The sequence below is a fragment of the Gulosibacter hominis genome (assembly GCF_904842695.1).
Taxonomy (GTDB): domain Bacteria; phylum Actinomycetota; class Actinomycetes; order Actinomycetales; family Microbacteriaceae; genus Gulosibacter; species Gulosibacter hominis.
This window is the reverse complement of sequence record NZ_CAJGWQ010000001.1, coordinates 137,658-154,337: the sequence shown is the minus strand read 5'-3', so window position 1 is coordinate 154,337 and position 16,680 is coordinate 137,658. Positions and strand designations below refer to the sequence as shown.

The window sequence follows — 16,680 nt, the reverse complement described above, 5'->3', positions numbered from 1 at the left end:
TCGGCCAGCCCGTCAGCACTCTCGTACCGACAAAAACTCCGAGGAGCCAGCTCACCATGTCGAACCCCAACACCCAGGCACTCTCTGAACTCGGCGTCAGCATTTGGCTCGACGACCTCTCACGCGAACGGCTTACCTCCGGGTCGCTGCAGCAGCTCATCACCGAACGCAATGTCGTGGGCGTCACCACCAACCCGTCGATCTTTGCCGCTGCGCTGCGCGATGGCGAAAGCTACGCCGAGCAGGTGTCACAGCTCGCAGCCGCCGGCGCCGACGTCGACAGCGCCATCATCGAAATCACCACCGAGGATGTGCGCCGTGCCTGCGATGTGATGCGTCCCGTATACGACGCCACCGGCGGCATCGACGGTCGCGTTTCAATTGAAGTTTCGCCGCTATTGGCCAATGACACCGAGGGCACTATCGCCGAGGCGAAAGCACTGTGGGCAAAGGTCGATCGCCCCAATGCCATGATCAAAATCCCGGCAACCGTCGAAGGCCTGCCGGCAATTACCGAGGCGATCGCATCCGGGATTTCGGTGAACGTCACGCTCATCTTCTCGCTCCCCCGCTACCGCGAGGTGATCAACGCCTACCTCACCGGTCTTGAACAGGCACTCGAACGCGGCAATGATCTGCAGAGTATCCACTCGGTCGCATCGTTCTTCGTGTCGCGCGTGGATGTCGAGATCGACCGTCGGCTGGGCGACTGCCACGCGCTGCGCGGCCGCGCCGCGCTCGCGAATGCCCGCCTTGCCTACCAGCTCTTTGAAGAGATGTTCAGCTCGGAGCGCGCCAAAGTGTTGCTCGATGCCGGAGCACAGCTGCAGCGCCCGCTGTGGGCATCCACCGGCGTAAAAGACCCGCAGCTACCCGACACGCTCTACGTCACCGAGCTAGTCGCAAACAACACCGTCAACACCATGCCCGAAAAAACGCTCGAGGCATTCGCTGACCACGGTGAGCTACACGGTGATTCAATTCGCGACACCTACCACGACGCTAATCGACTGCTCGATGAGATCGACGCCGCCGGCATTTCCTACACCGAGGTGGTCGAGCTGCTCGAACGCGAAGGCGTCGAAAAATTCATTGTCTCGTGGCGTGAACTGCAGCAAACCGTCGCGGATCAGCTCGCCGCCGACAAATAAGCTCACGCAAGAGACCCAGCTCAAACCAGTCGACCACCGCAGCCCGCTCTACCGAGAAAGAACCGCTCATGGCCATCAAGGTTTCTACCGCAAACGCTGCCACCAGTGCAGCTCGACGTTATCTCGATCAGCTTGTCGCCGAGCAGTTCGCTTCGCGGCTATTTGCACAGGACGCCACGCTGTGGGGCGAGGCCGCGGTCGATGAATCAAGCAAACGGCTTGGCTGGACGGCGGCCCACGAAGTGTCACAGCCGCTGATTGCGCAGATCACCGCGGCCCGCGATGAATTGCGTGCAAAAGGGGTCACGCGAATCGTGCTGTGCGGTATGGGTGGTTCGTCACTCGCACCCGAGGTGATGGCGCGCACCGCCCAAATCGAACTGGACGTCCTCGACTCGACCAACCCGGAACACGTCGCCGACGTGCTCGAATCCGACCTCGAGCACACCGCCGTCGTGGTGTCGTCAAAGTCGGGTTCGACCGTCGAGACCGACTCGCAGCGTCGCGCGTTCATCGCGGCATTTGAGCAGCTCGGCATCGACCCGGCTGAACGCATCTGCATCGTTACCGATCCCGGCTCACCGCTCGCGCAGTGGGCGCAGGAGGCGGGGTACCGCCACTTCCTCGCCGACCCGAGCGTCGGTGGCCGGTTCTCGGCGCTCACCGCTTTCGGACTTGTCCCCACGGGACTCGCCGGTCTGGACATTGCCGCGGTACTTGCCGACGCTGAATCCGTGGCCGCTGAACTCGCCGCCGACTCACCCGATAACCCGGGTCTGGTGCTCGGTGCCGCCCTTGCCGGCGGTGACCCGCTCAAGACCTATGTGGGAATCGTTGAGGATGGCACCCCGATCGTCGGGTTCGGCGACTGGGCCGAACAGCTCATTGCCGAATCCACCGGTAAAGAGGGCAAGGGACTGCTACCGGTAGTGCTCGGCGCGGATGCACCAGAAATTGGGCTCCCCATCCCCGATCTGCAGGTGGTCCGGCTGGTCGCCGACGCCGCCGTCACTCCCGCACAGGGCGATGAGATTGCCGTTTCGGGCACGCTGGCCGAGCAGATGCTGCTGTGGGAGGTGGCGGTTGCTGTGGCCGGTCGAATTATCGGCATCAACCCCTACGACCAGCCCGATGTTGAGTCGGCAAAGGCCGCCGCGCGTGAGCTGCTTGACAACACCCCCGAGCCCGAGCCGGCCGCATTTGTTGACGGCGCAATCGCCGTGCGCGGCACCGAGGACGTGCTGCGAGGCGACGCATCCGTCAAGGACGCTGTCGCGGCCCTGCTCGCGCTGCTGCCCGAGGGCGGCTATGTCAGCATCCAGGCCTACGCCAACCGGCTGGCTGCCGAGCTGCTTCCCCAGACCCGCGAATTGATCGCGCATCGTTCGCGTCGTCCGGTGACCTTCGGCTGGGCTCCGCGCTTTTTGCACTCGACCGGTCAATTCCACAAGGGCGGACCGCGTGTGGGAGTGTTCTTGCAAATCACCACGGATGAAGACGTTGACGTGGAAATCCCCGGCCGTCCGTTCACTTTTGGTCGCCTGATTGCCGCCCAGGCAGCCGGGGATGCATCGGTGCTGGCAGCCGCGGGTATGCCGGTGCTGCGCCTGGAGCTGACCGACCCCGAGGCCGGTGCGCAGCAGCTGCTCGACGCACTTCGTGATCTTTAGGGGATGGCAGCAGAGTTGACTCCGGTTCCTGTTTCGGCCACTCATAATCCGCTCCGGCCGCCGATTGAGCGGCGTCTCGATCGCATCGCTGGCCCCAGCAGTCTCGTGCTGTTCGGCGTTACGGGCGATCTCAGCCGAAAAAAGCTGCTACCTGCCATCTACGATCTGGCCAATCGCGGCTTACTCTCACCCTCGTTCGCACTGGTTGGTTTTGGCCGCCGCCCGTGGAACGACGACGAGTTCCGCAATTTTGTGCTCGAGAGCGTTCGCGCCCATGCTCGTACCGAGTGGAACGAAGAAGTCTGGCGACAGCTGGCCGCTGGCGTGCGTTTCGTGAGCGGCGAGTTCAACAGCGATGCGGCATTTGATGAACTCACCCGAGTGCTCGGCGAGCTCGACCGTGATCGTGGAACCCGCAGCAACCACGCCTTCTATCTGTCGATTCCGCCGCGCTCGTTCGCCGCCGTTACCGAGCAGCTGCGCCGATCGGGCCTGGCCGAATCGATCGGAGACCAGTGGCGCCGGGTGATTATTGAAAAGCCGTTCGGCCACGATTTGGCCAGCGCCCGCGAGCTCAACAACATCATTGAGTCGTGTTTCCCGAGCGATTCGATTTTCCGCATCGACCACTACCTCGGTAAAGAGACGGTGCAAAACCTGTTGGCGCTGCGCTTTGCGAACACCATGTTCGAGCCGCTGTGGAATGCGAACTGGGTGGATCATGTCCAGATCACCATGGCCGAAGATATCGGCGTTTCAGGTCGCGCTGGCTACTACGACGGGGTCGGCGCTGCCCGCGATGTAATCCAGAACCACCTCCTGCAATTGCTGGCGCTCACCGCGATGGAAGAACCGCTTTCGTTCACCGCCAAGGATCTGCGTGCCGAAAAAGAAAAGGTGCTGGCGGCGGTGCGGCTCGGTGATGATCTCGGACTCACCACCGCCCGCGGCCAGTACGGCAGCGGCTGGCAGGGCGGCGAACGCGTGTGCGCCTTCCGCGAAGAAGAGGGGATGAACCCCGAGTCGCTCACCGAAACCTATGCCGCGATGCGCCTGCAAATCGACTCGCGCCGCTGGCAGGGGGTGCCGTTCTATCTGCGCACCGGTAAACGGCTTGGCCGCCGCGTTACCGAAATCGCGATCACTTTTAAGCCGGCGCCCGTGCACCTGTTTGCTCCTGCCGAGCGTGCCTCGCTCGGGCCCAACGCCCTCGTGATTCGGGTGCAGCCCGATGAGGGCGTGACAATGCGTTTCGGTTCTAAAGTGCCGGGTGCTCGGATGCGGGTGCGTGACGTGACCATGGACATGGGCTACGGACACGCCTTTACCGAGTCGAGTCCTGAGGCTTATGAGCGGCTCATCCTCGACGTGCTGCTGGGTGACCCGCCCCTATTCCCGCGACACGAAGAGGTGGAGCTATCGTGGCGCATCCTCGACCCTATTGAGGAGTATTGGGCAGCGGCCGGAGCACCCGAAGTTTATCGTCCCGGTTCTTGGGGGCCGGCGTCGGCGGATGCGCTGATGCGTCGTGACGGCCGGATGTGGAGGCGCCCGTGATTATCGAACTGACCAACACCACCACCTCGCAGATCGCCCGCCGACTCGTTGAGGTGCGTGAGGAGGGCGGCGCGCTGGCGCTCAGCCGAGTGCTGACACTCGTTGTTGTTAACGAAAACACGGTGGATGAAGAAGCCATTCGCGCCGCGAACGAGGCCAGTAGCGAGCACCCGATGCGCGTCATCGTGATCCACACGAGCCCCGATGCCGAAACCCAGTTGGATGCCGAAATCCGTGTCGGTCGCGATGCCGGTGCCGGTGAGGTCGTGGTGCTGCACGCCAGTGGCGAGGCAGCGGCAGACGCCGAGACCCTCGTGCAGGGCCTGTTGTTGCCGGACGCGCCCGTGGTGGTTTGGTGGCCTCGCTGGGCTGGCGGCTCGCCCTCGACCACTCCCCTGGGACGTTTGGCGGCCGTGCGCATTGTTGATGAGGCTACCAACCAGCTACCGCACTGTGCCTCAACACTTGAACGGTTGCGGCGCCTGGCCGCCGATTTTCACCCCGGGGATGCGCACCTCGACTGGACCCGCATCACCGGCTGGCGTGCACAGCTGGCGGCGGTGCTCGATCAACCACCGTTTGAGACGGTGCTGGGCGCCCGCGTCGTTGGCCGTGCCGGCAGTACGGTGCCGTTGCTGATGTCGGCGTGGCTGCAGCACTTTCTCGAAGTTCCGGTTGAAATTGTGCCAATCGCGGACGAGGCCGATGAACTTCTCAGCGCCAACAGCCGTGTGAACCTCTATTCGGTCACGCTGAAGCGCAACTCGGGATCGTTTGTGCTCGAACGTATTGATGCCGACACGCTGCGGTTCAGTCAGGAGGGGCAACCCGAGCAGCTCATCCCGCTGCCGGTGCGTACGGTCACCGAAGTGCTCACCGAAGAACTTCGTTCACTGGCCCCCGATGAGGTGTACGCCGATGTGCTGCTTCGTGGTGTTCCGCGCCTGCAGCTCGATGACCACCACGGCGCGCAATAGGTAGCGCGCCCAGCCTCGAACACGTCCCCGCTCACCGCCCAGATGGAGGATCCGATGTCGCTGCGCGACGCTGCTCTCGTCCACGCGCCCACCCCGGCGGCTGCTGCCGCAGCTCTCGTTGACGATGTACTCAACTGGTTGATTCGCCGTGCCGAAGCTCCCGAAAACATCCAGATCGCGGTGTCGGGTGGCTCACTCGGAGAGGTGGTGTTGCCGCAGCTTTTCCGTGCCGGAACTGCCGCCGGTTTTGATTGGCAGCGGGTGCACTTTTGGTTTGCCGATGAACGGTTTCTCCCAGCGCAGGATCCCGAACGCAATGCCATCCTGCTGGCAGCTGCGCTAGCTGAGGCTACCGGTGTGCATCATGAGCAGGTCCACGAAGTGCCAACAAAAGGTGCTGTGGTGAATGTGGCGGCCGCAGCAGCACGCTACAGTGACGAAATTGCTCGCACGCTGCCCGCGGATGCATCCGGTACTCCGCAATTTGATGTGATGCTGCTCGGGATGGGGCCCGACGGACACACTGCATCACTATTCCCCGGTTTGGCCGGGGTCGAGGTAACCGACCGGGTTGCGATTGCGGTGCACGACTCCCCCAAGCCGCCCGCCGAACGGGTATCGCTCACGCTGCCGGTGATCAATGCATCCCGGATGGTGGCGGTGTACGCAACCGGGGCCGGTAAACGCGACGCGCTGGCGGATGCGCTCGGCGAAAATCGCGAAAATTATCCGATTGCTCGGATTGCCGCAAAAGAATCGCTGCGGCTGTATGCCGACGATGCCGCGATGAGCTGAGCGGAGCTCGCCCGCTACGCCAGGCCGGGGGTCTGGTACTTGGTGATAATGCCCATCAGCACAATGATGAGTGCCCAGAACACGAGCACCCAGGTGGTGATGCGGTTGAGGTTTTTTTCGGCCACACCCGATGACTGTGCGCTCGAGGTAATCCCGCCACCAAACATGTCGCTAATACCGCCGCCCTTACCGCGGTGCAGCAGCACGAGCAGCACGAGCAGCACGCTGGTGATAGCGAGCAAGACTTGCAGGATGATGAGGAAGATGTCCACGGAAACCTCTTGTTTACGGTTGGCACCGAATGCTGTTACGAGGCCTGCCCGGAGCCAGACCTCGTAACAGTCTAACGGTGATACGCCATAGAAAACGACTACGCGCCCACGTGGTGCCGGAATCGAACGATCGAAGCGAAATCTTCAACGCTCAGGCTGGCGCCTCCCACGAGAGCACCGTCAATATCCGGCTCGCGCATGAGCGCAGCGACATTGTCGGGTTTGACCGAGCCACCGTACAAAATGCGCAACTGTGCGGCACGCTCGGTGCCGAAGCGCTCGGCGAGTGCCGCTCGCAGCGCCTGGCACACTTCCTGGGCCTGCTCGACAGTCGCGACTTTCCCGGTGCCAATTGCCCACACTGGTTCGTAGGCGATTACCACTTCGGCGTCATCCGCAACATCTGCCAGTGCCGCCTGCATCTGCGCCACCGCAACCTCGGCCGGGTGATCGGTCGCTTCGCGCTGCTCGAGCGTTTCACCAACGCACAGCACCGGCACCAGTTCATGGCGCAGTGCTGCCTGCACCTTCGCGGCGCACACCTCGTCGGTTTCGCCGTGAATCGTGCGACGTTCTGAATGCCCCACAAGCACGTAGCTGCAGGCGAGGCGCTTCAAAAAATCACCCGAAATGTCACCGGTGTAGGCACCCGAATCGTGCGGCGACAGGTCTTGGCCGCCGTAGCGGACGCCGAGCTTGTCGGCGTCCACCACGGTCTGGACCGAACGGATGTCGGTGAAGGGCGGAAATACCGCGACCTCAACATCCTGATAGTCGTGCCCGGCATCTTTCAGGGTCCATGCGAGCTTCTGAACGAGAGCGATCGCCTGCAGGTGATCGAGATTCATCTTCCAGTTGCCCGCCATGAGCGGGGTGCGCTGCGTTACCATCCCAGCACCTCGAGGCCCGGTAGGCGCTTGCCCTCGATGAGTTCGAGGCTCGCACCGCCACCGGTTGAGACGTGGCCGAACTCGTCATCCGCGAAACCGAGCGTCCGCACCGCAGCGGCCGAGTCGCCGCCACCCACCACCGAAAGTCCGTCGACCTCGGTGAGCGCCTGCGCAACGGCCTGGGTGCCGTTGGCAAATACCGGGAATTCGAATACACCCATCGGGCCGTTCCAGAACACCGTTTTTGAGGTGCGAATCGCCTCAGCGTAGGCCCGAGCAGTTTCGGGGCCGATGTCGAGACCGATGCCCTCAGCACCGAACTTCGATGATTCGATCGCGTCTGCTGCAACGACCTCGTGGTCGGCATCCGCGGCAAATTTTTCGGCAACGACAATATCGCTGGGCAGCAGCAGCTCAACGCCGCGTTCAGCAGCCTCGTCGATATATCCCTTGACAGTGTCGAGCTGTTCAGCTTCCAGCAGCGACTTGGCCACGGCGTGCCCCTGAGCTGCCAGGAAGGTGAAGAGCATCCCGCCGCCGATAACCAGACGATTCACCCGCGGCAGCAGATTCTCAATGACACCGAGCTTGTCCGACACCTTCGAACCGCCGAGCACCACGGTGAACGGAGTTTCGGGGTCGTTTACCACGCGACCGAGCTTTTCCACCTCGTTGGCAACGAGGTATCCGGCAGCCGATGGCAGCGCCTTGGCAAGGTCGTACACCGACGCCTGCTTGCGGTGCACAACACCGAAGCCGTCCGAGACATAGGCGTCACCGAACTTCGCGAGTTCAGCGGCAAAGGCTTCGCGTTCGGCATCGTCCTTGCTGGTTTCGCCGGGGTTGAAGCGCAGGTTTTCGAGCACCACGACTTGACCATCAGCCAGGTTGGCCACCGCTTCCTGGGCGCTCTCACCCACGGTGTCGGCAGCGAGCACAACATCCTGACCGAGCAGTTCACCGAGGCGGGCTGCCGCTGGCGCGAGCGAGAACTCGGGCTTCGGGGTGCCCTTCGGTCGACCGAGGTGTGAAATGACGATAACCTTGGCGCCCTGTTCGAGCAGTGCTCGCAGCGTGGGCAGCGAGGCACGCACGCGTCCGTCGTCGGTGATCTCGGTGCCGTCCAGCGGCACATTGAGGTCGCAACGCACGATCACGCGCTTACCGGCGAGGTCGCCGAGGGTTTCCAGCGTACGCAGAGCCATTGCTAGTTCCTTCCCTAGAGGTTCGAAGGTGTCGAAGCGGTGGGTTGTTAGAGGCGTTCAGCGATGTAGGCCGAGAAGTCCATGAGACGCTCGGTGTAACCCCACTCGTTGTCGTACCACGACGAAATCTTGACCTGGTTGCCGATAACGCGAGTCAGCGGTGCATCAAAAATCGACGAGTGGTGTTCACCGATGATGTCGCGCGAGACGATCGGGTCTTCGTTGTACTTGAGGATGCCCTTGAACTCGCCCTCGGCAGCTACCCGGAACGCCTCGTTCACCTCTTCGACGGTGAGCTCGCGCTCGGTGACGATGGTGAGGTCGGTGATTGAACCGGTCTCGACCGGCACGCGCAGCGCAAAACCGTCGAGTTTGCCTGCCAGCTCGGGCAGCACCAGGCCGATGGCCTTAGCAGCACCCGTGGTGGTCGGGATGATGCTCAGCGCGGCCGCGCGGGCACGACGCAGGTCGCGGTGCGGCGAGTCTTGCAGGTTCTGGTCAGCGGTGTAGGCGTGCACCGTGGTCATCAGACCCGAGACGATGCCGAAGCTGTCGTTGAACACCTTGACGATGGGGGCCAGGCAGTTGGTGGTGCACGAAGCGTTCGACACGATGTGGTCGGTTTCGGGGTTGTAGTCGGTGTGGTTCACACCCCACACGAAGGTGGGAGCACCAGCGCCCTTGGCGGGAGCCGAGAGCAGCACCTTCTTGGCGCCAGCGTCGATGTGGGCCTGCGACTTCGCCGGGTCGTTGAAGCGGCCGGTGCACTCAAGCACGAGTTCAACGCCAAGTTCGCGCCACGGCAACTTGGCCGGGTCGGCTTCGGCGAGTGCGTGCACCTGGCGGTCGTCCACGTAGATGTTTTCGTCATCGTGGCGGATGTCGTTGGGCAGCACACCCGAGGTCGAGTCGTACTTCAGCAGGTGAGCAAGAGTGTGGTTGTCGGTGAGATCGTTGATGGCAACCAGTTCGAGGTTGGGGTGGCTGCCGTCGAGTAGGGCACGGGCGTAGCTACGTCCGATACGGCCAAATCCATTGATCGCGATCTTGGTCACAGGATGCTCCTAGGTGTTGGGAGTGTGCGTTTCTGGTTGAGGTAACGCGGTATTGACCCCGGATTGACTCCGGGGCCAGGTTAGCGGGACAACGCAAACTCGGTTCCCAGCTTTTAAGCCCGCATATCCGCGGCTATCGAGTTCGGGTCAGACGGCCGACCAACTAGATCAGATCTTCGTGCTCAAGCGCAGTTTCGGTGTCGGGAATCCCCTGTTCAGCGGCCTTTCGGTCGGCGAGGGCCAGCAGCCGACGGATGCGCCCGGCGACCGCGTCCTTGGTCATCTGCGGTTCAGCCTGACGCCCAAGCTCGTCGAGCGATGCATCCCGATATTTCAGCCGCAATTCGCCGGCATAGCGCAGGTGCTCGGGCACATCGTCACCGAGAATTTCGAACGCCCGCTCCACGCGCGCGCAGGCGGTCACGGCAGCCTGCGCCGAACGGCGCAGATTCGCGTCATCAAAATTCACGAGCCGGTTTGCTGTTGCTCGGGTTTCGCGCCGCTGTCGGTTTTTCTCCCACTCGGCCAACACTTCTTTCGCTCCGAGCGCCGACAGCATGGCACTAATTGCTTCGGGCTCGCGGATGATCACGCGGTGTGCGCCGCGCACTTCCCGCGCCTTCGTCGAGATGCCGAGCCGTGCTGCCGCACCGACGAGAGCCATGGCGGTCTCTTGGTTGGGGCAGGCGATTTCAAGTGACGCCGAGCGGCCGGGTTCGGTGAGCGTGCCGGCTGCCAGAAAAGCACCTCGCCACACCGCCACGAGCGTTTCAGCCTGACCGATCGCGAGCCGGTTTGGTAGGCCACGAACGATTTGACCGCGGTTGTCCATGAGACCGGTTTGGCGAGCGAGGGTGTCACCTTTTTCGAGCACTCGCACCACGAAGGTTTTGCCCTCGCTGCCAACCTGCTTGCTCACCCGTGGGCGGGCGGCAAACAGTGCGCTGAGCTCGGTGGCCAGCCGCAGGGCGGCCCTTTCGTCGCCGAGTTCAGCCTCGATCACATACTGGTTCGAAATTCGTTGCAGGCCGCCGGCAAAACGCAACAGGCTCGACACCTGAGCAGCCCGAGCCTGTGTACTACCCGGGTTCACCGAAGAGATCTCACGCTTCACCTGCGCGGTCAACAACAATTGGTTTCCTGCTTTCTCATCACTCGGTAGTTCCGCCTGGGTTGCGGCTACCGCTTTGTCTGCTCGTGCGCTTGGCCGATGACGCGGCGCAAGCATCCGGTTGTTATCGGAGCGCAGCCAGATCTATTCGCGGCCAAGGTCGCGGTGTCGCACTTGGACGGCGACATCATCGCGCTCACGAAGAATACTCGCAATTCGCTCGGTCATGGCTACCGAACGGTGTTTTCCGCCCGTGCAGCCGATGCCGATGAGTGCGTGCCGCTTATTTTCTCGCTCGTAACCGTCAAGCACCGGGCCAATGAGCTGGCGGAATGCGGCGAGGAACTCTTCAGCCCCATCCTGTTCGAGCACATAGTCGCTCACCTGCTTGTCACGGCCGTTGAACGGTCGCAGTTCTTCAATCCAGAACGGGTTCGGCAAAAACCGCATATCGAACACCAGGTCGGCGTCGGCGGGGATGCCGTATTTGAAACCGAAGCTGGTCACCGACACCTGGATGCGGTTTTCATCCGGGTCTCCGAAGCGCTCAAAAATTCGCCGCGCCAGCTGGTGCACGTTGAGCTCGGTGGTGTCAATGACCATATCGGCGATGCTGCGGATTTCGCTGAGCCGTTCACGCTCGCGTTGAATACCCTCAAGAACGGTGCCGCCCTCTTGCAACGGATGCGGCCGTCGCGAGTGTTCGTAACGGCGCACCAGCCGCTCATCGGTAGCGTCAAGAAAAACCACGTCAACATCGTGGTTTTCACGCAGCGTCTTCATAAAGTCGGCAAAGCCTTCGAGCAGTCGGCCACCGCGAATATCGACTGCCACCACAAGCTTCGGAATAGAGCCGCTCGCGTGCGTGGCAATTTCGCTCAGCGGTCGAATCATCTGCGGCGGCAGATTGTCGACTACAAACCAGCCCAGGTCTTCAAAAGCCTTGCAGGCGGTAGAGCGCCCGGCCCCCGACATACCGGTAACAATGACCAGCCGCTGTCGCTCATCATCCACCGAACGTACCGATGTGTCTTCCATACTTCCCCCTCAGCTGCAGGCAGTAGCTAAAGCGTACCGACCTCACCCGCGCTTCCGCTCCGAGTTTAAACCTCAGGTTGAGACTGATTTTTAGGTCTCTGGGCTGCCGAGAGCATCATGGATTGCCTTGGCGGTTGTTTCTCCGATGCCCGGCACCTCACACAGCTCGGCAATGGTCGCCTGTCGCAGTTTCGCCACCGAACCGAAAGTGCGCAGCAGCGCTGCAATCCGCGTCGGTCCGAGCCCCGGCACCGTTTCGAGCTGCGACCGAATATCCCGGCGACGCGATTTGCGCTGTGCCGTGATCGCAAACCGGTGGGCCTCGTCGCGCAGCCGCTGCACGAGAAAGAGCGCCTCGGATGAACGGGGCAGAATAACCGGAAAATCATCATCCGGTAGCCACAGCTCTTCGAGCCGTTTTGCGATGCCGACCACGGCGAGCCCGGACACCCCAGACTCGTCGACGGCGCGCTGTGCAGCAGCCACCTGCGGTTGCCCGCCGTCAATAAGCAGCAGCTGCGGCGGATAGGCAAATTTTGATTTTTGTTTCGCTGCCGCCGCATCCGCACCAGACTCGGCTGTGATTGCAGCGTCGGCTTCGGGCTCGACAAGATATGCCAAGCGGCGCGAAAGCACCTGGTGCATCGCATCCGTATCGTCTCGAGCCGCGGCGATATTGAAGCGGCGATAGTGGCCGCGCTTGGGAAGCCCATCCTCGAACACCACCATCGATCCGACGATGCCGGTGCCCTGCAGATGCGAAATATCAAAGGCCTCGATCCGCAGCGGCGCCTCGCTCAAGCCGAGGGCCTGTTGCAAATCGTTGAGTGCGTCAGTGCGCGCAACATAGTCGGCGGTGCGCTTCAATTTGTACTGTTTCAGCGACTCGGCCGCGTTGGCGTAGGCGCTGCGCGATAGGTCTGCCAGCGCCCCGCGCTGTGCCTGGCGCAGCTCAACCTTTGCACCGCGTATTTGACTGAGCACATCGGCAAGCGCTTCGGCATCATCGGGGAGCTCCGGCACCACCACGACGCGTGGCGGAACCTGCTCGAGTTCGCCATACACGTCTTGCAGCATCTGTTGAACCAGCACCGGATGCTCCACATCGAGTTCTTTATCGAGCACCCAGCCGCGCACGCCGCGCACGCGCCCCTTGCGCACGGTAAACAGCTGCACTGCGGCAGCGAGTTCGTCGTCGGCTAGCCCGAACACGTCCGCGTCGGTTGAATCGGCAACCACCACGGTAGATTTTTCGAGCACGGTGTTGAGTGCGACCACCCGGTCGCGAAGCTTGGCGGCATCTTCAAATCGCAGTTGCTCGGATGCCTCCCGCATTTGCCGTTCGAGATCTTCCACTATCGACCGGTCATAGGTCTCCATGAAGTGCACAAATTCGGCGACGATTTTGCGGTGTTCCCCGATGCTGACCTTTTGCGAGCAGGGGCCGCCGCATTTGCCAATTTGCCCGGCGAAGCAGGGTTTTCCGGTCAGCATGGCGCGACGGTAGTTGCTGTCGTTGCAGGTGCGGATGGGGAACACCCGAATCATCAGATCGATCGCTTCGTTCACCGCCCACACTTTTGGATACGGTCCGAAATAGCGGGCGCCGCGAATTTTACGATTGCGGGTGACCATCACCCGCGGTGCTTCATCGGCCAAGGTGACGGCCATAAACGGATATGATTTATCGTCTTTGAGCCGCACATTGAACGGTGGCGAGAGCTCTTGAATGAGCGAGTATTCAAGCTGCAGTGCCTCGACTTCATTCCGGACCACGGTCCACTGCACATCGCGGGCTGAGGTGACCATTCGGCGGGTGCGCTCAGGCAGTGTTGCCGGCGGGGCGAAATAGTTTTGTAGCCGCTGCCGCAGCCGCTTGGCTTTACCCACGTAGAGCACCCGGCCCGAGGCATCAATAAAGCGATACACGCCCGGTTTATCGGGAATATCTCCGGTGCGTGGCCGCCAATCCAGAGCTTCACTCATGACGCATCATTCACTACGACTTTTTGCCGCGCGACCGGCTTCGCGCCGGTGTAACCATCTCGGCGAGGAACTGGCCGGTGGCACTCTCGGCGACCGCGGCAACCTGCTCTGGGGTTCCCGTAGCAACAATTTCGCCACCGCCGGCACCACCTTCGGGACCGAGATCGATCACCCAGTCGGCGCATTTAATAACGTCCAGGTTGTGTTCGATGACGATAACGGTGTTGCCCTTTTCGACCAGGCCCTCGAGAACCAGCAGCAGCTTGCGCACATCTTCGAAGTGCAGCCCGGTGGTGGGTTCATCCAGCACATAAACCGTGCGCCCGTTTGAGCGCCGCTGCAGTTCGGTTGCCAACTTCACACGCTGCGCCTCACCGCCTGAGAGCGTCGTTGCTGATTGCCCGAGTCGCACATAGCCAAGCCCCACATCAACCAGCGTCTGCAAATAGCGGTGGATAGCGGTGATGGGCTCAAAAAACTCGGCCGCGTCAGAGATCGGCATATCAAGCACATCTGAGATGGTCTTGCCCTTGTAGTGCACCTGCAGGGTTTCGCGGTTGTAGCGTTTGCCGTCGCACGCCTCGCACTTGACATAAACGTCTGGCAAAAAGTTCATCTCGATCTTGATCGTGCCGTCACCGCGACACTCTTCGCACCGGCCGCCCTTGACGTTGAACGAAAAGCGGCCGGCCTGGTAGCCACGCGCCTTCGCTTCTGGCGTTTCAGCAAACAGGTTCCGGATGCGGTCGAACACCCCCGTGTAGGTGGCTGGATTCGAGCGCGGGGTGCGGCCGATCGGGGCTTGGTCAACATGCACGACCTTGTCGAGATGTTCGACACCGGTCACTCGCGTGTGCTTGCCCGGAACCTGTCGGGCTCCGTTGAGCCGGTTGGCGAGTACCTTTTCGAGCACATCGTTCACGAGTGACGATTTCCCCGAACCTGAAATACCGGTCACCGCGGTAAAAACGCCCAGGGGGAAATCGACCGTGACATTTTTGAGGTTGTTTTCACGGGCACCCACGACCGTGAGCTTGCGCTTCGGGTCAACCTTGCGCCGCTTCGCGGGCACCGGGATGCTGCGCCGGCCGGCTAGATAGTCGCCGGTAATCGACGCCTCGTTTTTGAGCAGCTCGTCATAGTTACCGGAGTGCACGACCTCACCGCCGTACTCCCCCGCCCCGGGGCCAATATCAACGAGCCAATCCGCCGCCCGAATCGTGTCTTCGTCGTGTTCGACCACGATCAGGGTGTTACCGAGGTCACGCAATTTGATGAGCGTGTCGATCAACCGCCGATTGTCGCGCTGATGCAAACCGATCGAGGGCTCATCAAGCACGTAGAGCACACCCGTGAGTCCGGCACCAATCTGTGTCGCCAACCGGATGCGCTGCGCCTCTCCACCCGAGAGCGTGCCCGCTGATCGGGCCAGATCGAGATAGCTCAACCCCACCTCGGTGAGGAAGCTCAGCCGCGAACGCAGTTCGCGCAGCACCTGGGCTGCCACCTGCTGCTCGCGCGGTGTGAGTTCGAGATTGTCAAAAAAGGCGAGCGCCTCATCGAGCGACATCCAGGTGACGTCCGCGATTGATTTGCCCTGGATGGTTACGGCCAGCACCTCGGGACGCAGCCGCGCGCCCTGACACGTGGCGCACGGCACCTCACGCAAATACTGGCGCCACCGGTCGCGGGCAGTGTCTGATTCTGCCTCGGCAAATTGCCGTTCGAGGTAGGGCACGACCCCCTCAAATCCCGATGAGTAGGTGACGTTGCGGCCGTATCGATTGCGGTATCGCACTCGCACCTTGTGGTCCTTGCCGTGCAATAGAGCGTGCTGCACATCCTTCGGGAGTTTGCGCCAGGGAGTGGTGAGCGAAAAGCCAAGTTCATCGGCAAATCCGCGCAGCAGCCGATCAAAATACTGGTAGAGCGATTTCCCCTGCGACGACCACGGCAAAATCGCACCCTCTGCGAGGGATGCATCCGGATCGCCAATAATGAGTTCTTCATCCACCGACATTCGGGTGCCGAGACCATCGCAGGTTGGGCAGGCACCGAAGGGTGCGTTAAACGAGAATGTGCGCGGCTCAATTTCGGCAAGCGCCAGGTCGTGATTGTTTGGGCATGAGAGCTGCTCGGAAAACGTGATAGTGCGCTCGGGATCGTCGCTGTCGCGATCGACAAAATCGATCGTGACTCGCCCATCGGCCAGTCGCAGCGCGGTTTCCAGCGAGTCGGTGAGCCGGCCGAGCAGATCATCCTTGGCGGCGAGGCGGTCAACGATCACTGAAATATCGTGCTTGTACGATTTTTTGAGCGTCGGTGGGTTCGTCAGCTGCGCGCGTTCGCCGTCGACAATCGCGCGAGCGAACCCCTGCTGTGAAAGTGACGAGAACAGGTCGACAAACTCGCCCTTTTTTTGCTGCACTACCGGGGCAAGAATCTGATAGCGCGTCCCGGTGTCAAGCTCCATCAATCGGTCGGCCATCTGCTGCACGGTGGCCGCCGCAATTCGCTCACCACATACGGGACAGTGCGGGGTACCAACTCGCGCCCACAGCAGACGCATGTAGTCGTAGATTTCGGTGATGGTGCCGACGGTCGAGCGCGGGTTGCGGTTGGTTGATTTTTGGTCGATCGATACCGCCGGGCTCAGCCCCTCGATAAGGTCAACATCGGGGCGGTCAACCTGCCCCAAAAACATCCGCGCATATGACGAGAGCGACTCGACATAGCGGCGCTGCCCCTCAGCAAAAATCGTGTCAAACGCCAGCGACGACTTTCCCGACCCCGAAAGCCCGGTGAACACAATCATCTTGTCACGGGGCACCGTGACCGACACATTTTTGAGATTGTGCACCCGTGCATTCTGCACGTGCAGCACCGGGGTCTTGGCTTGGTTCGGAGACATAAACGCGGATTCTGGCACCCATCAAGGGTACGTCGCCCCGATTAGAATTGGTTGGTCTCACC

13 protein-coding genes are annotated in these 16,680 nt (G+C 61.7%); 5 read left to right on the top strand and 8 right to left on the bottom strand.

Annotation, left to right across the window (positions count from 1 at the left end; genetic code table 11):
* Window positions 1-56: 56 nt before the first annotated feature.
* From tal to pgl, 5 genes are all read left to right on the top strand, one after another.
* Window positions 57-1,151 carry a transaldolase gene (gene tal / locus JMV54_RS00715; protein WP_201516966.1) on the top strand — a complete coding sequence of 365 codons (1,095 nt, stop codon included), beginning with the start codon at window positions 57-59 and terminating at the stop codon, window positions 1,149-1,151.
* A gap of 68 nt (window positions 1,152-1,219) precedes the next feature.
* Window positions 1,220-2,821 (top strand): glucose-6-phosphate isomerase, encoded by a 1,602-nt coding sequence (locus tag JMV54_RS00710; protein WP_201516965.1) that lies wholly within the window; start codon window positions 1,220-1,222, stop codon window positions 2,819-2,821.
* A 3-nt stretch (window positions 2,822-2,824) separates the two neighbouring features.
* Complete coding sequence (gene zwf, locus JMV54_RS00705) at window positions 2,825-4,378, top strand: glucose-6-phosphate dehydrogenase (RefSeq protein ID WP_201516964.1); 1,554 nt, start codon at window positions 2,825-2,827, stop codon at window positions 4,376-4,378.
* Complete coding sequence (locus JMV54_RS00700) at window positions 4,375-5,355, top strand: glucose-6-phosphate dehydrogenase assembly protein OpcA (RefSeq protein WP_201516963.1); 981 nt, start codon at window positions 4,375-4,377, stop codon at window positions 5,353-5,355. Before zwf ends, JMV54_RS00700 begins: the two co-directional genes overlap by 4 nt.
* A 54-nt stretch (window positions 5,356-5,409) precedes the next feature.
* Window positions 5,410-6,150, top strand: coding sequence for a 6-phosphogluconolactonase (gene pgl / locus JMV54_RS00695; RefSeq protein ID WP_201516962.1), 741 nt, complete (start codon window positions 5,410-5,412; stop codon window positions 6,148-6,150).
* A gap of 14 nt (window positions 6,151-6,164) precedes the next feature.
* On the opposite strand, the gene secG is transcribed toward pgl, so the two are convergent.
* From secG to uvrA, 8 genes are all read right to left on the bottom strand, one after another.
* On the bottom strand, window positions 6,165-6,422 hold the full coding sequence (gene secG, locus JMV54_RS00690; protein WP_201516961.1) for a preprotein translocase subunit SecG: 258 nt from the start codon (window positions 6,420-6,422) through the stop codon (window positions 6,165-6,167).
* A gap of 98 nt (window positions 6,423-6,520) precedes the next feature.
* Window positions 6,521-7,312 carry a triose-phosphate isomerase gene (gene tpiA, locus JMV54_RS00685; protein WP_201516960.1) on the bottom strand — a complete coding sequence of 264 codons (792 nt, stop codon included), beginning with the start codon at window positions 7,310-7,312 and terminating at the stop codon, window positions 6,521-6,523.
* Window positions 7,306-8,517 (bottom strand): phosphoglycerate kinase, encoded by a 1,212-nt coding sequence (locus JMV54_RS00680; RefSeq protein WP_201516959.1) that lies wholly within the window; start codon window positions 8,515-8,517, stop codon window positions 7,306-7,308. The genes tpiA and JMV54_RS00680 overlap by 7 nt, the downstream gene beginning before the upstream one ends.
* A gap of 47 nt (window positions 8,518-8,564) precedes the next feature.
* The gene (gene gap, locus JMV54_RS00675) at window positions 8,565-9,572 is read right to left on the bottom strand and encodes a type I glyceraldehyde-3-phosphate dehydrogenase (RefSeq protein WP_201516958.1); all 1,008 of its coding nucleotides are present in this window, start codon (window positions 9,570-9,572) and stop codon (window positions 8,565-8,567) included.
* Window positions 9,573-9,735: 163 nt separating this feature from the next.
* Window positions 9,736-10,704, bottom strand: coding sequence for a DNA-binding protein WhiA (whiA, locus tag JMV54_RS00670; RefSeq protein ID WP_201516957.1), 969 nt, complete (start codon window positions 10,702-10,704; stop codon window positions 9,736-9,738).
* Window positions 10,705-10,827: 123 nt separating this feature from the next.
* A complete protein-coding gene (gene rapZ, locus JMV54_RS00665; RefSeq protein WP_201516956.1) occupies window positions 10,828-11,721 on the bottom strand; it encodes an RNase adapter RapZ in 894 nt (297 codons plus the stop codon).
* A gap of 90 nt (window positions 11,722-11,811) precedes the next feature.
* Window positions 11,812-13,707: an excinuclease ABC subunit UvrC gene (gene uvrC / locus JMV54_RS00660; protein WP_201516955.1), complete on the bottom strand. Its 1,896-nt coding sequence runs from the start codon at window positions 13,705-13,707 to the stop codon at window positions 11,812-11,814.
* A 13-nt stretch (window positions 13,708-13,720) separates the two neighbouring features.
* Window positions 13,721-16,618, bottom strand: coding sequence for an excinuclease ABC subunit UvrA (uvrA, locus tag JMV54_RS00655; RefSeq protein WP_201516954.1), 2,898 nt, complete (start codon window positions 16,616-16,618; stop codon window positions 13,721-13,723).
* Window positions 16,619-16,680 lie beyond the last annotated feature (62 nt).